The 19,390-nt window shown below is 69.5% G+C and carries 17 protein-coding genes and 1 tRNA gene; 10 read left to right on the top strand and 8 right to left on the bottom strand.

Annotated features, from left to right (window positions below):
- Positions 1-48: 48 nt before the first annotated feature.
- Genes ACIQTX_RS03265 through ACIQTX_RS03255 form a run of 3 tightly spaced genes read right to left on the bottom strand, consistent with a single transcriptional unit; the run spans position 49 to position 4,677 of the window.
- A complete protein-coding gene (locus ACIQTX_RS03265) occupies positions 49-1,665 on the bottom strand; it encodes a thiamine pyrophosphate-binding protein (RefSeq protein WP_402968813.1) in 1,617 nt (538 codons plus the stop codon).
- A 10-nt stretch (positions 1,666-1,675) separates the two neighbouring features.
- Positions 1,676-3,343: an amidohydrolase gene (locus ACIQTX_RS03260; RefSeq protein ID WP_402968810.1), complete on the bottom strand. Its 1,668-nt coding sequence runs from the start codon at positions 3,341-3,343 to the stop codon at positions 1,676-1,678.
- A complete protein-coding gene (locus ACIQTX_RS03255; RefSeq protein WP_105525963.1) occupies positions 3,340-4,677 on the bottom strand; it encodes an MFS transporter in 1,338 nt (445 codons plus the stop codon). The genes ACIQTX_RS03260 and ACIQTX_RS03255 overlap by 4 nt, the downstream gene beginning before the upstream one ends.
- 221 nt (positions 4,678-4,898) lie before the next feature.
- Between ACIQTX_RS03255 and ACIQTX_RS03250 the strand changes: the two genes are divergently transcribed.
- The 3 genes from ACIQTX_RS03250 to ACIQTX_RS03240 all read left to right on the top strand — a co-directional run bounded on the left by ACIQTX_RS03250 (position 4,899) and on the right by ACIQTX_RS03240 (position 8,305).
- A complete protein-coding gene (locus ACIQTX_RS03250; RefSeq protein ID WP_105525964.1) occupies positions 4,899-5,795 on the top strand; it encodes an Lrp/AsnC family transcriptional regulator in 897 nt (298 codons plus the stop codon).
- Positions 5,796-5,945: 150 nt separating this feature from the next.
- A complete protein-coding gene (locus ACIQTX_RS03245; protein WP_105525965.1) occupies positions 5,946-7,352 on the top strand; it encodes an MFS transporter in 1,407 nt (468 codons plus the stop codon).
- A gap of 35 nt (positions 7,353-7,387) precedes the next feature.
- Positions 7,388-8,305 (top strand): cation diffusion facilitator family transporter, encoded by a 918-nt coding sequence (locus tag ACIQTX_RS03240; protein ID WP_402968805.1) that lies wholly within the window; start codon positions 7,388-7,390, stop codon positions 8,303-8,305.
- A gap of 19 nt (positions 8,306-8,324) precedes the next feature.
- Here the strand turns inward: ACIQTX_RS03240 and ACIQTX_RS03235 are convergent, their stop codons facing one another.
- Entirely contained in the window at positions 8,325-8,978 is a 654-nt protein-coding gene (locus tag ACIQTX_RS03235; RefSeq protein ID WP_402968802.1) for a MarR family winged helix-turn-helix transcriptional regulator, read from the bottom strand.
- 119 nt (positions 8,979-9,097) lie between these two features.
- On the opposite strand from ACIQTX_RS03235, the gene ACIQTX_RS03230 reads away from it, so the two are divergent.
- Positions 9,098-9,880, top strand: coding sequence for a hypothetical protein (locus ACIQTX_RS03230; protein WP_402968799.1), 783 nt, complete (start codon positions 9,098-9,100; stop codon positions 9,878-9,880).
- Positions 9,881-9,951: 71 nt separating this feature from the next.
- Here ACIQTX_RS03230 and ACIQTX_RS03225 read toward each other — a convergent pair whose 3' ends face one another.
- Entirely contained in the window at positions 9,952-10,596 is a 645-nt protein-coding gene (locus ACIQTX_RS03225) for a TetR/AcrR family transcriptional regulator (protein ID WP_402968796.1), read from the bottom strand.
- 73 nt (positions 10,597-10,669) lie between these two features.
- Here ACIQTX_RS03225 and ACIQTX_RS03220 point away from each other — a divergent pair, with 73 nt between their 5' ends.
- Entirely contained in the window at positions 10,670-11,632 is a 963-nt protein-coding gene (locus tag ACIQTX_RS03220; RefSeq protein WP_402968793.1) for an alpha/beta fold hydrolase, read from the top strand.
- 32 nt (positions 11,633-11,664) lie between these two features.
- On the opposite strand, the gene soxR is transcribed toward ACIQTX_RS03220, so the two are convergent.
- Positions 11,665-12,105, bottom strand: coding sequence for a redox-sensitive transcriptional activator SoxR (soxR, locus tag ACIQTX_RS03215; protein WP_402968790.1), 441 nt, complete (start codon positions 12,103-12,105; stop codon positions 11,665-11,667).
- Between the two features lie 114 nt (positions 12,106-12,219).
- On the opposite strand from soxR, the gene ACIQTX_RS03210 reads away from it, so the two are divergent.
- Genes ACIQTX_RS03210 through ACIQTX_RS03200 form a run of 3 tightly spaced genes read left to right on the top strand, consistent with a single transcriptional unit; the run spans position 12,220 to position 16,068 of the window.
- Entirely contained in the window at positions 12,220-13,662 is a 1,443-nt protein-coding gene (locus tag ACIQTX_RS03210) for an MFS transporter (protein ID WP_402968787.1), read from the top strand.
- Between the two features lie 18 nt (positions 13,663-13,680).
- Positions 13,681-14,991: an NAD(P)-binding domain-containing protein gene (locus ACIQTX_RS03205; RefSeq protein ID WP_402968784.1), complete on the top strand. Its 1,311-nt coding sequence runs from the start codon at positions 13,681-13,683 to the stop codon at positions 14,989-14,991.
- A 45-nt stretch (positions 14,992-15,036) separates the two neighbouring features.
- Positions 15,037-16,068 carry an FUSC family protein gene (locus ACIQTX_RS03200; protein WP_402968781.1) on the top strand — a complete coding sequence of 344 codons (1,032 nt, stop codon included), beginning with the start codon at positions 15,037-15,039 and terminating at the stop codon, positions 16,066-16,068.
- 15 nt (positions 16,069-16,083) lie between these two features.
- Here ACIQTX_RS03200 and ACIQTX_RS03195 read toward each other — a convergent pair whose 3' ends face one another.
- Both ACIQTX_RS03195 and dcd read right to left on the bottom strand, forming a co-directional pair.
- Complete coding sequence (locus tag ACIQTX_RS03195) at positions 16,084-16,596, bottom strand: hypothetical protein (RefSeq protein WP_402968778.1); 513 nt, start codon at positions 16,594-16,596, stop codon at positions 16,084-16,086.
- Position 16,597: 1 nt separating this feature from the next.
- The gene (gene dcd / locus ACIQTX_RS03190) at positions 16,598-17,203 is read right to left on the bottom strand and encodes a dCTP deaminase (protein WP_028500957.1); all 606 of its coding nucleotides are present in this window, start codon (positions 17,201-17,203) and stop codon (positions 16,598-16,600) included.
- Between the two features lie 102 nt (positions 17,204-17,305).
- On the opposite strand from dcd, the gene ACIQTX_RS03185 reads away from it, so the two are divergent.
- Together ACIQTX_RS03185 and ACIQTX_RS03180 are read left to right on the top strand one after the other, a co-directional pair.
- Positions 17,306-17,379, top strand: a tRNA-Gly gene (locus ACIQTX_RS03185).
- Between the two features lie 156 nt (positions 17,380-17,535).
- Positions 17,536-19,377 carry an AMP-dependent synthetase/ligase gene (locus tag ACIQTX_RS03180; RefSeq protein WP_402968775.1) on the top strand — a complete coding sequence of 614 codons (1,842 nt, stop codon included), beginning with the start codon at positions 17,536-17,538 and terminating at the stop codon, positions 19,375-19,377.
- Positions 19,378-19,390: the final 13 nt, after the last annotated feature.

Raw genomic sequence — 19,390 nt, 5'->3', positions numbered from 1 at the left:
GAGGTCTCAGCGGGTGGCGGTCAGCGGGTGGAGGTCAGTGGGTGGAGGTCAGAGGGCGTGCTGCGGGATGTGCACCAGCTGCACTCCCCCGTCTGTGATCGCGGCGCGGATGCTCGACACGATGTCGTCGCGGCTTTCCACCCGCCGACCGGTCGCCCCGAAAGCCGTGGCGAGGGCGGCCCAGTCGGGCTGCACCAGGTCGACGCCGATCGGGACCATGCCGCGGTCGACCTCGTTCTGGCGGATCTCGGCGTAGCCGCCGTTGTCGACGCACACGATCGTGACGTCGAGACGCTGCTCGACCGCGGTCACCAGCTCGTTCACGCAGAACATCAGCGCACCGTCGCCGATCACGGTCACGACCGGGTGCTCGGTCTGCGCGACCGCGGCACCGATCGCGGCGGGAAGGCCGTAGCCGAGGGTCGCGTAGGTCGGGGTGTAGAGCAGGGAGTGCGGATGCGCCGACTGCAGCACGCTGCCGAGGGCCATGTAGACGATCTGAGACGAATCCCCGGCGACGATCGCATCCTCGGGCAGGGCGTCGGCGATGATCTCGGCCAGAGCGACAGTCTCGGGTGCGGTCTCCCGCATCTCGGCAGCGATCGCGGTGCGTGCGTCGGTCAGGTCGCGCGCCGGGCGGGCGTCGGCGGGGAGGGCGGTCAGCAGCGCGTCCAGAACGGCCGCCGCGTCACCCGTGATCCCGACGGTCGCCGCGAGGTTCTTATCGCGCTGCGCGGGCGAGATGTCGACCCGGATCACGGAGCCCCGGGCTTCCAGTCGCGGCGCCCAGAGCTCGGCCTCGCCGAGCTTCGAGCCGACCACGAGCAGCACATCGGCGTCTTCCGCGGCCGCGCGGGCCGCGGCCAGACGCAGGTTCGAACCGAGCGAGAGCGGATGCCGTTCGTCGACGATGCCCTTTCCGTTGAGAGTCGTCAGCACCGCGGCACCGAGACGCTCGGCGAGGGTCGTGACCTCGTGCGCGGCATCCACCGCTCCGCCGCCGGCGACGATCACCGGGTTCTTCGCGGCAGCGAGCAGGCGTGCCGCCTCGGCGAGCGCGGCCTGATCACCGGCGACCCGCGCGGAGACCGGACGCGGCTTCCGCGCCTCGGCGGAGACGTCGGCCGGCGCCTCCAGCACGTCGAGGGGGATCTCGATGTGGACGGGACGCGGGCGCCCGGTGCGGAAGAGGTCGAACGCATCGTGCACGGCCTCGACCGCTTCGGCAGCACTGGTCACCCGGCGCGACCACTCGGCGATCGCGGCGACCATGGCCGACGCATCCTTCGTCTCATGCAGCGTTCCCACGTCGGCGAACTCCGCCCCGAGCGGCACCCCGGGCGAGAGGACGATGAGCGGCCGCGACTCGCAGAACGCCGTGCCGATCGCGCTCATGGCGTTCTGCAGGCCAGGGCCCGAGGTGGTGATCACGACACCGGGGAGGCCGGTCTGCTGCGCCCAGCCGTCGGCGCCGTACCCGGATCCCTGCTCGTGACGGTTCGTCACGGCGCGGATGCCGAGGTCGGCGAGCGGTCGGTAGAGCTCGAGGTTGTGGGTGCCGGGGATGCCGAAGATCGCGGTCACACCATAGGCACGGATCGTCTCCAGTACGGCCCGCCCTGCGGTGTCGGCATACTGCTCGGCCGGCGTGGTGTCGTTGCTCATCGTGTCATCCTCACACCTGGTGGCGGCGCGTGCCGTCGACCCAGGTCTCGCGCACAGTGATCGCCGAGATCTCCTCGGCGGGAGCAGCCAGCGGGTCGCCGGAGAGCACCGCGAAGTCGGCGTACTTGCCGACTTCGAGCGAACCCAGGTCGTCTTCGCGTCCGATCGACACGGCACCCTCGATCGTGTGGGCACGGAGGGCTGCGAGCGCCGAGACCCGCAGGTCGTCGGGCCCGAGTTTGTGACCACGGCGGGTGACGCGGGTGACCGCGGTCTGGATGGCTTCGAGCGGGATCGGCTCGGCGACCGGCGCATCTGACGAGATCGTGAACGGCACACCAGCCCGCTCGAACTCGCCCAGCGGGTTGAAGCGCTCACCCGGGGTGCCGATGGCCTCCTCCACGCCCTCGCCCCAGTTGAAGTAGTGCTGCGTCTGGTTGACCGGACGGATGCCGGAAGCGGCCATCCGCTCGATCTGCTCGGGCGTCGGCAGGCCGCAGTGCTCGATGCGGTGGCGGGCGTCGGCATCCGGATGCTCGGCCAGCGCGGCCTCGATCGCCGACACAACCATCTCGATCGCGGTGGGCGACTGGGCGTGCGTGGCGGTCTGGAGCCCCGCGGCATGAGCCTTGCTGATCAGCCCCGCGTACTCCGCAGGCTCGTGGTAGAGCTGGCCGGTGCGGCAGGGGTCGCCCACGTAACCGTCCGGGAAGTACGCGGTCCAGCCCCCGAGCGTGCCGTCGGCATAGAACTTGATGCCGGCGAAGCTGAGGTGCGCGTTGCCGAACTGGCCGACCAGGCCCATCTCGAGCGCCTCGTCGAGCAGGTGCGAGAGCAGGTACATCGACACGCGCAGCTCGAGGCGTCCGGCCTCGGCGAGGCGCAGGTACATGTCGAACTCTCGACGCGTGACCTGGGCATCGCCGATCGAGGTGACGCCCCCGGCGAGGAACCGCTGGGTCGCGGCGTCCAGCTGGCGCAGGTGCTCCTCGGGCTCGTCGGCGAGGTGGAAGTTCGGGCCGTGGTGACCGATCTTCACACCGTGCACGCCGGTGAGGATGTTGCACGCGGCATCCGACAGCTCGCCGGTCAGCTCGCCGTTCTCGTCGCGGAAGAACTCGCCACCCTCGGGGTTCGGAGTGTCCCGGTCGACGCCGCCGGCCGCGAGGGTGTGCGAGTTCACGACGCCGCCGTGGCCCGACGCGTTCATGAGGTACACCTCGCGGTCGGCCGACACCTCGTCGAGCTCGAAGCGGGTGGGGTGCCGCTTCTCGGCGAGGTTGCGCTGCTCGTAGCCATAGCCGCGCACCGGACGCCCCTCTGGCAAGTCGGCGGCCGCCGCCTTCAGCAGCGCCACGATCTCGGGGATGCTGCCGGCCTTCTCGGGCCCGCAGTCGACCCAGCTCATCATCTGCCCGAACATGAGCGGATGCGCGTGGGCGTCGACGAAACCGGGGACGACGACCGCGTCACCGAGGTCGATCCGCTCCGGAATCAGACCTGCCCGCTCGGCCGCCGCCTCGCACTCGGCTGCGGTGCCGATCGCGAGGATCCGCCCGCGGTCGGTCAGCATCGCCGTGGCCGTGCTGGCCGCGGCATCCGCCGTGTGGATCGCGTGCGCGCTCAGGAGGACGGGTGTCGTCTGGGCCGAGCGGTCGAAGGGGGTGAGCTTTCTCATGGCAGCCTGTTCGCGGTCGTGTCGGTGCGGGCGGTGAACGAGGCGGTGACGGGGGCCTCGTCGGAGTGCTGGGGCGCGAGGCGGGTGCAGATGCCGGCGATCACAGCCATCCCGACGAACATCGCGATCACCGACCAGATACTGCCGGTCCAGGCGATGAGCTGCGTCGCGAACCAGGGCGAGAACCCGGCCCAGATCGCCGCGCCCACGCCGTAGGACAGCGCGATCGAGGTGTAGCGGGCCTGCGGACGGAACATCTGCGAGAGCAGGGCGGCGATCGGGGCATACGTCGCACTCATCGCGATGCGCACCAGCGAGGCGAACAGGAAGATGAGCGGTTCGATGCGGCCGGGCAGGATCAACAGGAACGGCACGAACGTGAGCACCGAGGTGACCAAGCCGATGTACATGACGTTCTTGCGCCCCCACTTGTCGCCCAGCCAGGCGACGGGGAGGGTCACGACGAACTCCACGAACGAGGCGATCGTCATGGCGTCGAGGATGACCTGCTCGCTGATCGCGACCGTGTCGCCGGTGGCATACGCCGTGGCGAAGGTGGTGGCCAGGTAGTAGCCGCCGGTCGAGATGGGAAGGATGCCGATGCCGAGCAGGATCGGACGCCAGTTGGTACGCAGCGCGAAGGCCAACGGCATCGACTGCTTGCGACCCTCGATCTTCGCCTCGAAGACCGGCGACTCCTCGACGCGGTAACGCACCCAGAAGCCGACGCCGACCAGCACGATCGACAGCAGGAACGGGATGCGCCATCCGCCGTTCATGATGAAGTCGTCGCCCATGCGGGTCATGATCGCGAAGATGCCGGAGGCCAGCAGCGCACCGGCCGGGTTGCCGAGCTGCGTGAAGCCGCCGTAGAAGGTCTTGGACTTCTCAGGGGCGTGCTCGACGCTCATGAGCACCGCGCCGCCCCACTCGCCGCCGACCGCGAGTCCCTGCACCGCACGGAGCAGGATCAGGAGGATCGGGGCGAGGATGCCGATGTTCTCGTAGGTCGGCAGGCAGCCGACGAGCACCGTGGCCGCGCCCATCATCAGCAGTGTGATGACGAGCGACACCCGGCGTCCGAGCTTGTCGCCGATGTGGCCGAAGATGATGCCGCCGAGTGGGCGGACGAGGAAGGCGACCGCGAAAGTCGCGAAGGCCGCTGCCGTCTCGGCGAGCCGGTCGCCGCTCGGGAAGAACAGCGGACCGAAGACGAGCGCCGCGGCGGTCGCATAGACGTAGAAGTCGTACCACTCGATGGTGGTACCGACGAAGGCGGCGATGCCGGCGCGTCGCGCCCGGCTGTGGACGCCACTGGTGGGGGTAGAGGTCATGGGGTGCCCGCTCCTTTGCGGAAGATGTCGGATAGCGAAGGATGCTACGGAGGTACAGCCCTGCCAGCAAGGGCAGAACTCCAGCGATAACGGGGATTCACTGGAGATCTGATCACAGATCCACGCAATGCACGCCTTCCCGACGGCAGCGCGCCCTCCTACACTGAACATGCGCACGGCGAACCGTGCGATCGCGGGAAACTGACGAATCGAGCGGAAACATGGATTTCGACGCCGAACTCATCCGCGCGCTGCAAGAAGACGGTCGCGCCAGCATCCTCTCGCTCGCCGAGCGGCTCGGGCAGTCCAGGGCGGCCGTCGCGGCCCGGTTGCGCACCATGCTCGCCGACCGCACCGTGCGGGTCGTGGCCGCCGTCGATCCGGTCTTCCTCGGACAGCTCGTGCTCGCGCACGTCTCGATCCGCACCGACGGCACGGTCGAGCACGTCGCAGAGCACCTGCGCGACATGAGCGAGACCGTTCTGGTGTCGGCGGTCGGCGGGGCGCACGACGTGGTCACCGAGGTCCGCGTGGGCTCGATGTCGGAGCTGCACGATCTGCTCGCCCTGATCCGCGCGATCGACGGCGTGCTCGACATCAGCACGATCATCTACTCGACCGTGATCAAGGGGTTCTTCGTCTCGGAGTATCACGGCGGCATCACCCTCGACACGATCGACGAGGCCTTGATCGAGCGCCTCCAGGCCGACGGCCGCGAGAGCTTCCGCGCACTGGGCGACGCGGTGCGACTCTCACCCTCGGCCGTCGCGACCAGGGTGCAGCGACTGATCGACGCCGGAGTGATCAAGATCAGCGCGGTCGAAGCTCGCGGGCTCGCGCACCGGCAGCTGTCGATGGGAGTGGGCATGACGCTCGGCGACGACGACGAGGCCGTGATCGACGAGCTGCGACGCGGGCGCGGGGTGGACTTCGCCGCGCGGACGCTCGGCCGGTTCGACGCGGTGGCCACGTTGGTCGAGCCCTCCGCGGGCGCGCTGTATGCGAGCCTCGAGCGCCTGCGGGCGCTGCCGGGTGTCACGCGCATCGAGGCCTGGCTGCACCTCGCAGTGCTGAAGGAGGACTACGCCCGCACCCTCCGCCCGCTGCGGACGGACTGAGCTCGGCCTCTCGCGGGCGCTTCCGGTCGCGGTTCGTGCCGCCTTCCGGACGCTCAGGCGTCACCAAGTGCGACCGGAAGCGGGAGAGGCCGGTATATCCGTGCGGCGCGCCGTCACCGGGCGTTCACCGGGCACCGCCAGACTTCCAGCATGAGCGAACCCGAACCTCGCCAGGGCGTTCCCGAGCCCGTGGCGACCGCGAACAGCGGCGCCGTGGCCGTCGTCGGCCTGGATCTGCGCGGCGAGACGCCCGCACCGAAGAAGCAGGTCTACTCCTGGGCACTGTGGGACTGGGCGACGCAGCCCTTCAACACCGTCATCCTGACGTTCATCTTCACGGCGCTGTACCTGACGACCGACGCGTTCCTCCCCGCAGAACTCGCCGCCCTCGACCCGAAGAGCCAGGCGCATGAGGCCGCGATCGCCGATCTCACCTCGGGCCTCGGCCTCGGCTCCACCATCGCCGCCTTCGCCATCCTGCTCCTGGCCCCTGTCCTCGGTCAGCGTGCCGACGCCGCCGGTCGGCAGAAGCTCTGGCTCGGCATCGGCACGGGCGCGCTCATCCTGTGCATGTTCGGTCTCTGGTTCGTCGAGCCCACGCCCACGCTCTTCTGGCTCGGCGTCGCGCTGATCTCCGCCGGCTCCGTGTTCGGCGAGATCGCGGCGGTGAACTCGAACGCCATGCTCATCGGCATCGCGAACCCGAAGACGGTGGGCCGCATCTCCGGCCTCGGCTGGGGCTTCGGCTACCTCGGCGGCATCATCGCGCTCGTCATCGTGATCGTCTTCTACATGATGGACTGGTTCGGCCTCCCCTCCGACGGCGGCCTGCCGTTCCGCATCATCGCGGTCGGCTGCGCGATCTGGGCGATCGTGTTCAGCATCCCGATCTTCCTCAACGTGCCGGAACCGTCGCTCGGCCGCCCGGAGCGCAAGGTCGGCTTCTTCGCCTCTTACGGCCTGCTGGTGAAGGACGTCATCGGCCTCTACCGCTCCCCCGAGACGCGGCCGACGTTCTGGTTCCTGCTCGCGAGCGCCGTGTTCCGCGACGGCCTCGGCGGCGTCTTCGCGTTCGGCGCCGTGATCGGATCGACGGTCTTCCACTTCCAGTTCCTCGACATCGTGATCTTCGGCATCGCAGCCAACCTCATCGCGGGCGTCTCCACGATCATCGCCGGGCGGTTCGACGACCGGTTCGGCCCCAAGCGCATCATCCTGCTTTCGCTCGGCTCGATGGTCGTCGCGGGTCTCGGCGTCTTCTTCCTGCGCGACGGCGGCACCGTGGTCTTCTGGATCGGCGGCCTCATCCTCTGCGCCTTCGTCGGGCCCGCACAGGCCTCTGCCCGTTCCTTCCTCGCCAGGGTCACGCCGGCGGGACGCGAGGGCGAGATCTTCGGCCTGTACGCCACGACGGGTCGTGCTGCGAGCTGGATGGCCTCGGGCGCCTGGACGCTCCTGATCGTGCTGACGGCTCAGACGGCGTTCGGCATCCTGGGCATCGTGATCGTCCTGATCGCAGGCTTCCTGCTGCTGCTTCCGGTGAAGGCGCCGCGCTGACGCGGACACCCGCGCGGGCGGAGTAGCCTGACCGCGTGACCGTGATCCTCGCCTTCCTCGCCAACATCCTCGTCGCGGTGGCGAAGACCGCCGCCGCGATCATCACCTCCTCGGCGTCGATGGTCGCCGAGGCGGCGCACTCGTGGGCGGATGCCGGCAACGAGGTGTTCCTTCTCATCGCCGACCGACGCGGGGCGAAGACGAAGGATGCCCGGCATCCCCTCGGCTACGGACGCAATGCGTTCGTGTGGTCGCTGATCGCCGCGTTCGGGATCTTCACGGCCGGCTCGATCGTGTCGATCATGCACGGCATCCAGCAGCTTTCCGACACCGGCCCCGTCGAGAGTCCGATGGTGGCCTACGTCGTGCTGGGCGTCTCGTTCGTGCTCGAGGGCCTGTCGTTCACGCAGGCGATGGTGAAGTCCCGCCGCCTCGCGAAGGAGCGCGGGTCGTCGACCTGGGACTTCGTGCTGGAGACGAGCGACACCACGCTGCGTGCCGTGTTCGTCGAGGACTCCGCCGCGCTCATCGGCCTGGTGCTGGCGGGCAGTGCGATCTTCCTGCACCAGATCACCGGAGTCGCCGCCTGGGATGCCATCGGATCGATCCTCGTCGGTGTGCTGCTCGGCGTGGTCGCGGTCATCCTGATCCGACGGAACATCGCGTTCCTGGTGGGAGCATCCGCTGCCCCGGAGCTGCGGGCGCGGGTCGGCACCGCGCTGCTCGGCCTCGACCAGATCGAGCGCGTCACGTACCTGCACATCGAGTACGTGGGTCCGAACCGGCTGTTCATCGTGGCCGAGATCGACCTCTCCGGCGACGCGCGCGAGCACGACGTGGCCCGCCGGCTGCGGGAGCTCGAGCAGCGGATCGAAGAGCACGAAGCGGTCGAGACCGTGGTTCTGTCACTGTCGGTCGACGACGAGCCGTCGGTGAGGTTCGCCTCGACCTGACCGGTGATGCCTGACGGCCTCAGCGCTGCCAGTTGTCGGCGAGCTTGTTCAGCAGGCGGGCGAGCTCCACGCGCTCGTCGTCAGTGAAGGATGCGAGAGCGGTCGAGAGCATCTCACGCCGCTCCCCGCGCATGCCGCGGGCGAGCTTGCGCCCGTCGTCGGTGAGCGCGATGCGGGTGCGACGAGCGTCATCGGGGTCGGCCTCTCGGCGCACATAGCCGCGCTCGACCCCCTGCTGCACGAGCCGCGAAGCACGGGGCTGGTCGACGCCGATCGCCGCACCGAGATCGCTCACGCTGAGAGGTGCAGATGCCGCGGCCAGCGCCTCCAGCATCCGCATGCGGGCCGGCCCACCCATGCGGCCGGAGGGGTCGGCCATCCACGGGGGCATCCCCGGGTGACCGCGGTGGTGGTCGAAGTGGTCGTGCACATCGTCGCCGTCCGAACCTCCGTGCGGGCCACCGTGCGGGCCACCGTGTGGACCGCCGTGCCAGCCGTGCGGACCACCGTGGCCGCGCCCGCGTTCGCCGGCACCTCTACCGCCGGGTCCGCGCTCTCCCGGACGGCGGCCTCGGAGTCGGGACAGCGCCTGGGCGATGGCTTCGGCGGGATCCGGCCCTGCAGCATCCGGCTGGGCCGAATCCGGGGCGGCGTCGTTCGGTTCGGTGGTCACGGATCGATTTTACATGCGACTTGACATGCATTGCGACTTCATGTCACACTACATGTACATGCACTGTGACATACACATGCAACCTGACAACTACGTCACCCCCGACAAAAGGACTTCCCATGAACACCTCTGAATCACAGAACCCCGAGAACACCTCCCGCCCCTTCGGCTACTGGCTGAAGGCCGCCGACCGCCTCATGGCGGCCGAGTTCGCCACCGCCTTCGAGGGCGAGCACGCGAACCGTCGCGACTGGCGGATCCTCAACATCGTCGACGGCACCGCGCCGTCGCCCCGTCCGCTGAACGGCCACAAGCTGCACCGACTCGTCGAGCGCGGCTGGGTCGCCCCCGAGGGCGACGGCTGGGCGCTCACCGATGACGGCCGCGCCGCGAAGGATCGACTCGGCACCATCGTCGAGGAGATCCGCGCGAAGGTCGCCGACGCCGTGTCCCCCGAAGACATGGCAACGACGCTCGCCTCGCTCGAGAAGATCGCCCGCGCGTTCGGCTGGGACGAGGAGACCCCTCTTCCCCGCGGACGCCGGCACGGCTTCGGCGGCCCCCGCCACGGTCGCGGCTTCGGCCACGGCTTCGGGCGCCCCTTCGGACGCGGCTTCGGTCGCGGCTTCGACGGCGGACCCGAGCAGGGCTTCGATCACGGCCGGGAACACGGTTTCGACCGCGGACACGGCTTCGGCCCTGACGCAGACGCCGAGCACGGATGCCGCCACGGCGAGCCCGGCGCAGGTCACCGCGGTCACGGTCGCGGACACGGACACGGACACCCCGGACACGGCGACCACGGCCACCGCGGTCATGGTCCGCAGCGTGCGGAGCGGATCGCTCAGCACTCGTTCGAGCGCGGCTTCGATGCGGGCTTCGCTCGCGGTCGCGACGCCTGACCCCCGCAACACCCGCGAGACGCCTCACCCGATACTCGGGTGGGGCGTTTCGTGTTCTCCAGGCTCGAGAGTCAGAGATCCAGCAGCGCCACGGCCGACTCGCCCGCGCCGGCAGCACGCAGCCGGGCTCGCATCGCGGTGGCGGCGAGCGCGTAGGGCCGCGCGTCGTCCAGCAGCAGCGAGCGCGAGTTGGCCTCTTCATTCAGGGCAACCAGCTCGAACGCGAGCACCTCGGGATCGGCCTCGATCTCGCCGGCATCGACCGCGTGACGCAGCTGGGCTTCGACGTAGCCGTACCAGTCGACCAGCGCGGCCCGCACCGCATCGCTCACCGGACCTGACTTCGAGTCGACGTCGGCCGCGGTCGCGGCGAAGAAGCAGCCACCGGTGAAGACCCGGTCCTTCGAGTAGGTCAGCGAGTTGCGCAGGAGCGCGGCCAGGCGGCGCACCCCTCGCGGCTGCGCCCTGGCAGGTTCGACGATCCGCGCCGTGAAGATCTCGCGGGCTGCGGCGACCGTCGCCAGCTGCAGCCCCTCTTTGCTCTGGAAGAGCGTGGCGATGCTGCTCTTGCTTGATCCCGAGGCCTCGGCGAGCCGACCGATGGTCAGTCCGTCGAGCCCCTCGACCGACGCGAGGTCGGTCGCGCTCTGCAGCACGATGCGGCGCGAGGCATCGCCGCGGGCCCTTCGCCCGTCGAGAACTACGCTCTCCATCATTTCCCTAGTATACGAACGATCGTTCGCCTAGTATACGTATGATCGTTCGCATTGTTTCGGAGAAGGAGCTCACATGCCGTCCGTTCCCGTTCTGCTCGCCCGCAGCGCCCGCACCGTCGCCGCGGTCTCGCCGACACTTGCCGGCGACATCGCCTACCGACTCTTCTTCACCACGTCACCGCGGATGCCCGTGCGCGAAGCGGATGCCGCGACCCACGCCGACGCGCGCTGCGGACGGATCACCGTGCGCGGCCTTGAGGTCGCCACCTACGAATGGGGCAACGGACCGCGCACCGTGCTGCTCCTGCACGGCTGGCGCGGGCGCGCCTCGCAGTTCGCCACCCTCGTGCGCGAACTGCGCGCCGAGGGGGTCCGCGTGATCGCGTTCGACGCTCCCGCGCACGGCTCGTCGTCCGGGCGGAGCACCGACATCCGCGACTGGGTCGACGCCGCCGAGCAGCTGCAGGCGGAGCACGGGCCGTTCGAGGCCATCATCGGACACTCGTTCGGCGCATTGGCCGCGCTGAACGTGGCTCGTTCGACCGTTCCGACCACGGCGGTCGCCGCCATCGCCGGAGCCGCGGGCCCCGATGCCTTCCTCGCGCAGTTCGCCGAGGACCTCGGCCTCGACGCCGCGACGACCGCGCGTCTGTCCGAGCGGTTCCGCCGGCGACTGGGGGTGGACCGGGCCGCGGTGTCCGCCCGATACGACGCGGCACAGCATCCCCTCCCCGCCGACACCGCACTGCTCGTCGTGCATGACCGCGGTGACCGGCGGATGCCCGACCACGATTCGCTGCGTCTGCACGAAGCCCATGGCGCCCGCTCCCGTCTCGTGCGCACCGAGGGGCTGGGACACACGCGGGTGCTGTCGGCGGATGCGACACTCGACGCGGTCGTGGCGCTGACGACCGGCGGGCTCGAGGCGGTCGATGCGCTCGTGCGTCCGGCGCGCGTCGACGAAGCGACCGAGGTGATGTCGTCGACACCGGGCAGTGCAGACCTTCTCCCGGCCGCACCGCTGCCCGAGCGCTGAGCGCTGAGCGCACCGCGCTGATCCGCGCGACGTCAGATGCGGCGCGGCCCTGGTCCGTCTATGCCGAGCGCGTCCTCGGGGTTGAGCAGACGACACGCCTTGAGCGACAGGCAGCCGCACCCGATGCATCCGGTCAGCTCGCGTCGCAGGTGCTCGAGCTGCGTGCGGCGGAGGTCGAGTTGCGCGCGCCACAGCTTCGCCACTCGCTGCCAGTCCCGTTGCGAAGGCGGTTCGTCCACCGGGAGGCTCTGGAACACCTCGTGCACGTCGGTGAGGGGGATGCCGAGACGCTTCGCGACGACGATCAGCGAGATGCGCCGCAGCATGTGCCGGCGGTAGCGACGCTGATTGCCCGCGGTCCGGGTCGACACGATGAGACCGAGCTGCTCGTAGAAATGCAGCGCGGTCGCGGGCACGCCGGAGCGCTGGACGACCTCGCCGATCGCCAGCAGGTCGTCGGGTTCCAAAGACATCATCGCCTCCTCTTGACCTCGAGTTTACTCGAGGTATTAGCGTGACGATCGGTCGCCGACGGACGGCGCCGCCGGGTGGATCACCGCCCGCGCCGACGCCACGAAGGGCACCCGATGACCCAGACACCGCCCCGCATCCACCCCGCAGGGAGCTGGCGCGAACTGCTCGGCAGTCGCTACGCCCCGATCGCCTCGGTGCTGGCCGGCGGCGTGCTCCTCGAGGCGAGCAACGTGTACCTCACCACCAGCCTGCTCCCCACGATCGTCGACGACATCGGTGGAGCGGAGTTCTACGCCTGGACGATGATGGTCTTCCTCCTCGCCTCCGTCGTCAGCTCGATGATGGTGAGCCGGATCCTGACGCAGCGGGGAGCCGTGCAGGCCTACCTGCTGGCGCTCGGCCTATTCGCGCTCGGCTCCCTGCTGTGCGCCGCGAGCCCGTGGATGTGGGCGCTGCTCGCCGGACGCGCCGTGCAGGGCCTCGGGGGCGGACTGCTCGCCGGACTCGGCTACGCCCTGATCCAGCGCGCCCTTCCCGAGCGCCTCTGGGCGCGCGGAGCCGCACTGGTCTCGGCGATGTGGGGTGTCGGCAACATCGTGGGTCCGGTGGTGGGCGGCATCTTCGCGCAGCTGGACGCCTGGCGGGTGACCTTCGTCGGGCTGGCCGTGGTCTCCGCCCTGATCGGCATCGTCGTCGTGCGCTCCCTGCCGCGCACCGCTCGAAGCCGATCCAGCGAGTCCGTTCCGTGGGGATCCCTTGTCCTCCTCTCCGGCGGAGTCGCCGCGGTCGGCCTCGCCGGCGTCGTCCCCAGTGGCCTCGGCACCGGAATCGCCATCGTGGTCGGCGTCGTGCTGGGCGGGTGGTTCCTGCGTCATGAGCGTCGGGGCCGTACGGGGGTCCTCCCGCGGATCACCTTCGCCGCCGGATCATCCCTCGGCTGGGTGTACCTCACGGTCGCCGTCCGGGCGTTCGCGATCGGCACCGAGGCGTTCATCCCCCTCTTCGGGCAGGAGATCGGCGGATTGATGCCGTTCGTCGCCGGGCTGCTCGGCGCGGCCCTGTCACTCGGGTGGTCGATCACGCAGGTGTTCACGGCCAACGCCACCGGCATCCGGTCGCGCCGCGTGCTCATCACGATCGGCCCTCTCGTCATCGCCTCCGGGCTGGCCGCCTACGGCCTGCTGCAGCACGAGGCACCCTCGACCCTCGTGATCGCACTCTGGTTCGCCACGCTGTTCCTCGCCGGCGCCGGCATCGGCCTGGGGTTCCCGCACCTGACCGTCGCCGCGCTCGGCAGCACTCCCGGCGAGGAGGAAGGCGCCAAGGCGGCAGCGGCCGTCAACACCGTCTTCATCATCGCGAGCGCCTTCAGCTCGGCCATGGCCGGGGTGCTCGTAAACCTCGCCCTGCCCGACGTCGTCGACGCCGCCCGGCTGCTCATGCTCGTGTTCGCGGGCGTCACGGTTCTCGGCACCTTCATCGCCCGCGGGGCGAGCTGGGGCATCGGACGCGCGGACGCCGACACCGACACCGACACCGACACCGACACCAACTGATCGAAAGGCGCCACGAACATGGACACGAACATCAGCACGAACACTCCCGTCACCGTCATCGGCCTCGGGGAGATGGGAACGGCGATAGCCGCGGCGCTCATCGAGCGCGGCCACCGCACGACGGTGTGGAACCGCACCGCGAGCAGAGCCGCACCACTGGTCGCGGTCGGTGCCGAGGTCGCTCCTACCGCGACGGCCGCAGTGTCCGCAAGCCCCCTCATCGTCGTGTGCCTGCTCGACGGTGCCGCCGTGGATGCCGTGCTCGGAACGATCGACGCGGACGTGCGCGGCAAGGTCGTGGTGAACGTCACCAGCGGCTCGCCTGCCGCAGCCCGACGCACCGCGGCGTGGGCGACGGCGCACGGCGCGAAGTACGTCGACGGAGGGATCATGGGAGACGTGTCACGCGTCGGCACGCCCGATGTCCTGTTCTCCTTCAGCGGCGACCGCGACGGCTATGAGGCGCACCGCGCCGTGCTGGAAGGACTCGGCACCATCGCGTACTACGGAGAAGACCCCGGATTCGCCGCCGTCGAGTTCCTCTCCCAGGTCGCGGTCGGGTATGAATTCCTCCTCGGTCTGCTGCACACGTTCGCGCTGGTGAAGGCCGAAGGCGCCGACGTCGCCGCCTTCGCCGACCGCGTGGCGGGTTCGATCGGAGGCTATGTGCCGCTGGTGAGGAGCTTCGGTGCCGCCGTGTCGACCGGAGAGTACGGACCGGACCTGGGACCGCTGAGCGTGCAGGCGGCGCTGATGGACGACCTGATCAGCCATCGCGAATCGCTCGACATCGACACCCTGCGCATGCGGGAGGTCAAGCGGCTGATGGATCGGCGGATCTCCGACGGCCACGGCGACCAGGGATTCTCCAGCCTGTTCGAGCTGCTGGGCGAATCACGACCAGACCGACGAGCTGGAGACAGCGCGATCCCCTTCGGCCCTCAGCTCATCGGTCAGACGGAGAAGGCACTGAACGCGCTTCTTCAGACCGTCCTCTCCGGCCGTGACCTCACGGAACGCGAGTGGGTGTCGCTGCGACTCGCCACGCAGCTCGACGAAGGCGGCGACCTCGACACCTTCGTCGCCGGCCGCCTCCACGATCCGGATGTCGGGCTGCTCCTCGCGTCGCTGCGGGATCGCGGACTCATCGCCGGCTCCGGTCTCACCGCCGAGGGCACGACCCTGGTCGCGGAGATCGGACAGGAGATCGCCGATCTCACCGGCGCGATCTGGAAGGGCCTCGACGAGCAAGAGACCGAAGCCGCGACACGAGTCCTGAACCGGGTCCTGGACGAAGCCCGGCTGCTCCTGCGCCGATCGACCGCCTGACCCCGGCCGCAGCGGAGGATTCGCCGTCGGACGTAGGCTGGATCGGTGGCGGATTCCCGGGGAAGAGTGTGGACCGGCGTCCTGCGCGTCGAGCCGCACCGCGGCGATCACAGGGTGGCGCTGCGAGCAGCGATCAGCGTGGCGGTGCCGCTCCTCGTGCTGTGGATGCTGGGGCGCCTCGACCTGAGCATCTATGCGAGTTTCGGCGCCTTCGCCGCGCTCTACGGGCGTCACGACGTGTTCCGCGATCGCATCCGGATGCAGGCGAGCGCCGGAGGGGTCATCCTCGCCTCGATGCTCGTCGGCACGGCCCTCTCGGTCGTCTCCGCTCCCGCCGCGATCAGCATCATCGTCGTCGCGGTCATCGCCTCCGCGGTCACCCTGCTCGCCTACACGATGCGCTGGCATCCACCGGGCCCACTGTTCCCGGTCTTCGCTGTCGGTGCGTGCGCGACCATCCCGGCGACCGCCGCCTCGTTCGGCGACGTGCTCCTGGTCGGCGGTCCGAGCGTGATCTTCGGGCTGGCCATCACCGCGCTCATCGGGATCTTCACGCGCAGCACCGACGACGTGCCGCCGAGGAGCCTGCAGCCCGTGGGGCCGATCGCGTGGGAGATGGCGGTCTCGGTGGGCATCGCGATCGTGGGCGCCGGCTTCGCGGGCCTGCTGATCATGGATTCGCACTGGTACTGGGCGGCCGTCGGTGCGGTCGCCGCCGTCAGCGGGCCGCAGCTCAACGCCCGCGTGATCCGCGGCATCCAGCGACTGGTCGGAACTCTGCTCGGCGTGCTCGTCGCCGCAGGCATCCTCGCGATCGATCTGCCACCACTCGCCGTCATCGCCCTGGTGGTTTTGCTGCAGGCCGCCGCCGAGCTGTTCGTCGGCCGCAACTACGGCATCGCGATGGTGTTCATCACCCCGCTCGCCCTGCTCATGGTGCACCTCGCCGCACCCACGCCCGTCGACATGCTCCTACAGGACCGTGCGATCGAGACCGTGATCGGCGTGGCCATCGGCACTCTCGTCGCCGTCGCATCGGCCGCACTCCGGCGTCGACAGGTCACGAAAGGCGCCTGACCTCAGGCGGCGCAGTCAGAGCGTCGGCGCGAAAGCGATCACTGCCGCGGCGGATTCAGCGCCGGCGAACGGGAAGGTCGTGGTGTTCAGCAGGTACACGCCGACGACGATCGCCGCGACGAGAAGCAGGAACAGGAACGCGAAGATCACGATGGTGAGCACGCGGTAGCCCCCGGACGTCGGCACCTCGGGCGCGACCGACGGCAGCGCCCAGTCGTCTGCCACGGCTGCGGGCGGCTCGCCCTCGAGGATGGCAGGGGTCGGGCGCACCCGGTCGGAACCGCGGCGCGTCGAGGGAGGAGGCGGCGGGATCACCGCGTCGGCGGGCGGGATCTCCGACGGCGGCGGAGTCAGCAGACCTTCCGGAATCGGGATCTCGGGCGGAGGAGGCGGGATCACGACGTCGGCGGGCGGAATCACCGGCGCATCCGGGATCACGGTCTCGTCGGGGATCACGGTCTCGTCGGGGACCACGGTCTCCTCGGGGACGACCGGCTCCTGCGGGGACGTGCCGCTGACATCGCTCACCTCAGCCTCCGACTGCTCCGACATCGGTGGTGCCGACGTCTGTTCGATGGAAGTTCTGGAACGACCGGGAGGCCGTCGGTCCGCGCTGCCCCTGGTACCGGTTCCCGTAAGGGCCGGAGCCATAGGGGTTCTCCGCCGGCGAGCTGAGGCGGAAGAAGCAGAGCTGTCCGATCTTCATCCCCGGCCACAGCTTGATGGGCAGGGTCGCGACGTTCGCCAGCTCGAGCGTCACGTGCCCGGTGAAGCCCGGGTCGATGAACCCCGCCGTCGAGTGGGTGATGAGCCCGAGGCGTCCGAGCGACGACTTGCCCTCGAGGCGCGCGGCGACATCGTCGGGGAGTGTGACCTGCTCGAACGTCGCCCCCAAGGCGAACTCGCCGGGGTGCAGGATGAACGGCTCGTCGGGGTCGACCTCGATCAGGCGGGTGAGCTCGGGCTGGTCGACCGACGGATCGATGAAGGGGTACTTGTGGTTGTCGAAGAGACGGAAGTACCGATCCAGGCGCACGTCGATGCTCGACGGCTGGATCATCCCCTCTTCGCGCGGTTCGAGGCCGATGCGGCCGGATGCGAGTTCTGCCTTGATGTCGCGGTCGCTGAGAAGCACGGGTTCAGCCTAGTTGCCGTGCCGGCTCTTAGCCGCTCCTGCTTTGGCCATCGGGGGTGAGGCAGGTAGGCTGGCGTTCGCCTGCTCCTCGGATGCAGGTACGGGGCTGTAGTTCAATGGCAGAACTTCTGCTTCCCAAGCAGATAGCGCGGGTTCGATTCCCGTCAGCCCCTCCACGAAACCCCCGGACTCCCCGGGGGTTTTCTCGTCGGCGGGTCCGCTTCGTCGCACAACTTCCCCTCCCATCCGAATCGCCATCGGTTCCGAACAAGCGCTGATGGGCGGTTTTCGTGCGCCCTCCGCACCGCCCGCGCGACTGAGAGAAGCCTCCGATGATCGAATCGTCGACCCCACCGCTCGCCGCCCTCGACGACTACGGCAACGTCACCGACCTGCTCGTTGCGCGCGCCGCCGCGGCCCCGGATCACGTCGCCTTCGAGGTCGAGACCACGCAGGCCGGCGCGTGGAGGCCGATCACGACGCGTGCTTTCGAAGCCGAAGTGCGCGCCCTGGCGAAGGGGTTCATCGCCCGGGGGATCCAGGCCGGTGACCCGATCGCGATCATGGCGCCCACGCGCTACGAATGGGCTGTGGCCGACCTCGCTGCCTGGTTCGCCGGGGCTGTCGTCGTGCCGATCTACGACACTTCTTCCCCCTCGCAGGTGAAGGCCATCGTCGCGGATGCCGGTGTGCGGCTGGCCATCGGCGGCAGCGCGGAGCACGCACAGCTCCTGCAGGACGCACTCACGCAGTCGAACGGCTCCACGCTCGGGGCCTGGACGATGGATGCCGGAACGCCCGCTACTGCGCCGTCCGGCACCCTCGTCGATCTGGTCGCGGGCGGCATCGACGTCACCGACGAAGAGCTCGAGGCCCGCAGGACGACCGCCACTCAGGACGACCCTGCGACCATCGTCTACACCTCGGGCACCACCGGTGAGCCGAAGGGGGTCGTCCTCACCCATCGGAACTTCCTCGGTCAGGTGTTGAACATCGCCGCGGCGTACCACGAGATCGTGAACGAAGACGGCAACACTGTCATCTTCCTCCCCCTCGCCCACGTGCTGGCACGCGGCCTTCAGCTGATCTGCCTCGCCAGCGGCATGCGCATCGCGCACCTGTCCGACTCCTCGACGGTCGTCGCCACCCTCGACACGCTGCGCCCTACGTTCCTGGTCGTCGTGCCACGGGTGCTGCAGAAGATCCAGGCGGCCGCCGCGACCAAAGCCTCAGACAAGGGCCTCGCAGCGGTCTGGGCGAAGGCCCATTCGACGGCCATCGCGTGGGGCCGCCGTGCCGAGCGGATCGACGCCGGCAGACGCATCGCGAGCACCCACGGCCTCCGCCTGCGCCACCGCCTCTTCGACGCCCTCTTCTACCGGCGCCTGCGTACCGTGATGGGCGGGCGGGTCGGATACATCCTGTCGGGCGGAGCAGCCCTCGACACCGACCTCTCGCTCTTCTTCCGCGGCATCGGGGTTCCCGTCATCGAAGGCTACGGACTGACCGAGACGACGGCGCCGCTCACCGGCAACCTCCCTGGCCGCATCGCCTCGGGTAGCGTCGGCGCACCCCTGCCAGGGCTCACGGTCCGCATCAGCGACGAGGGCGAAGTGCTCGCCCGCGGCATCGGGGTCTTCGGCGGCTATCGCAATCCGATGCATGACGAGGGCGCCTTCGTCGACGGCTTCTTCCGCACCGGCGATCTCGGGCGGCTCGACGAGCAGGGCAGGCTGATCCTCGAAGGCCGAATCAAAGACGTGATCGTGACCTCGAACGGCAAGACGATCGTGCCGACCCGCTGGGAGAGCGCCGTCGAAGCGAATCCGCTCGTCTCGCATGCGGTGATGGTCGGCGAGGGAAAGCCGTACCTCTCGGCGCTGCTCGTCCTCGACCCGGAACAGGCCCGGGTGTGGGCAGACGCCGAAGGCATCAGCATCCCTTCTCCTGCACAGTCCGACATCCGTGCGGTGAACGACCCGACGCTGCGCACTCACCTGCAGCGCGCCGTCGACGCCGCCAACGCGCTCGTGGCACGCAGCGAGCAGGTCCGCCGGTTCAGCGTGGTCTTCGCCGACCTCGACGATCGCGGTCTCGTCACCCCGACCATGAAGCTCAAGCGGAGCGTCGTGCTAGACCGCGCAGCCGTCACCGTCGAAGACCTCTACCTCTGAGAAAGCAGAAAGC

The organism is Microbacterium sp. NPDC090281 (assembly GCF_044769635.1).
Lineage (GTDB): Bacteria > Actinomycetota > Actinomycetes > Actinomycetales > Microbacteriaceae > Microbacterium.
This window is presented reverse-complemented; position numbering and strand designations above follow the sequence as displayed.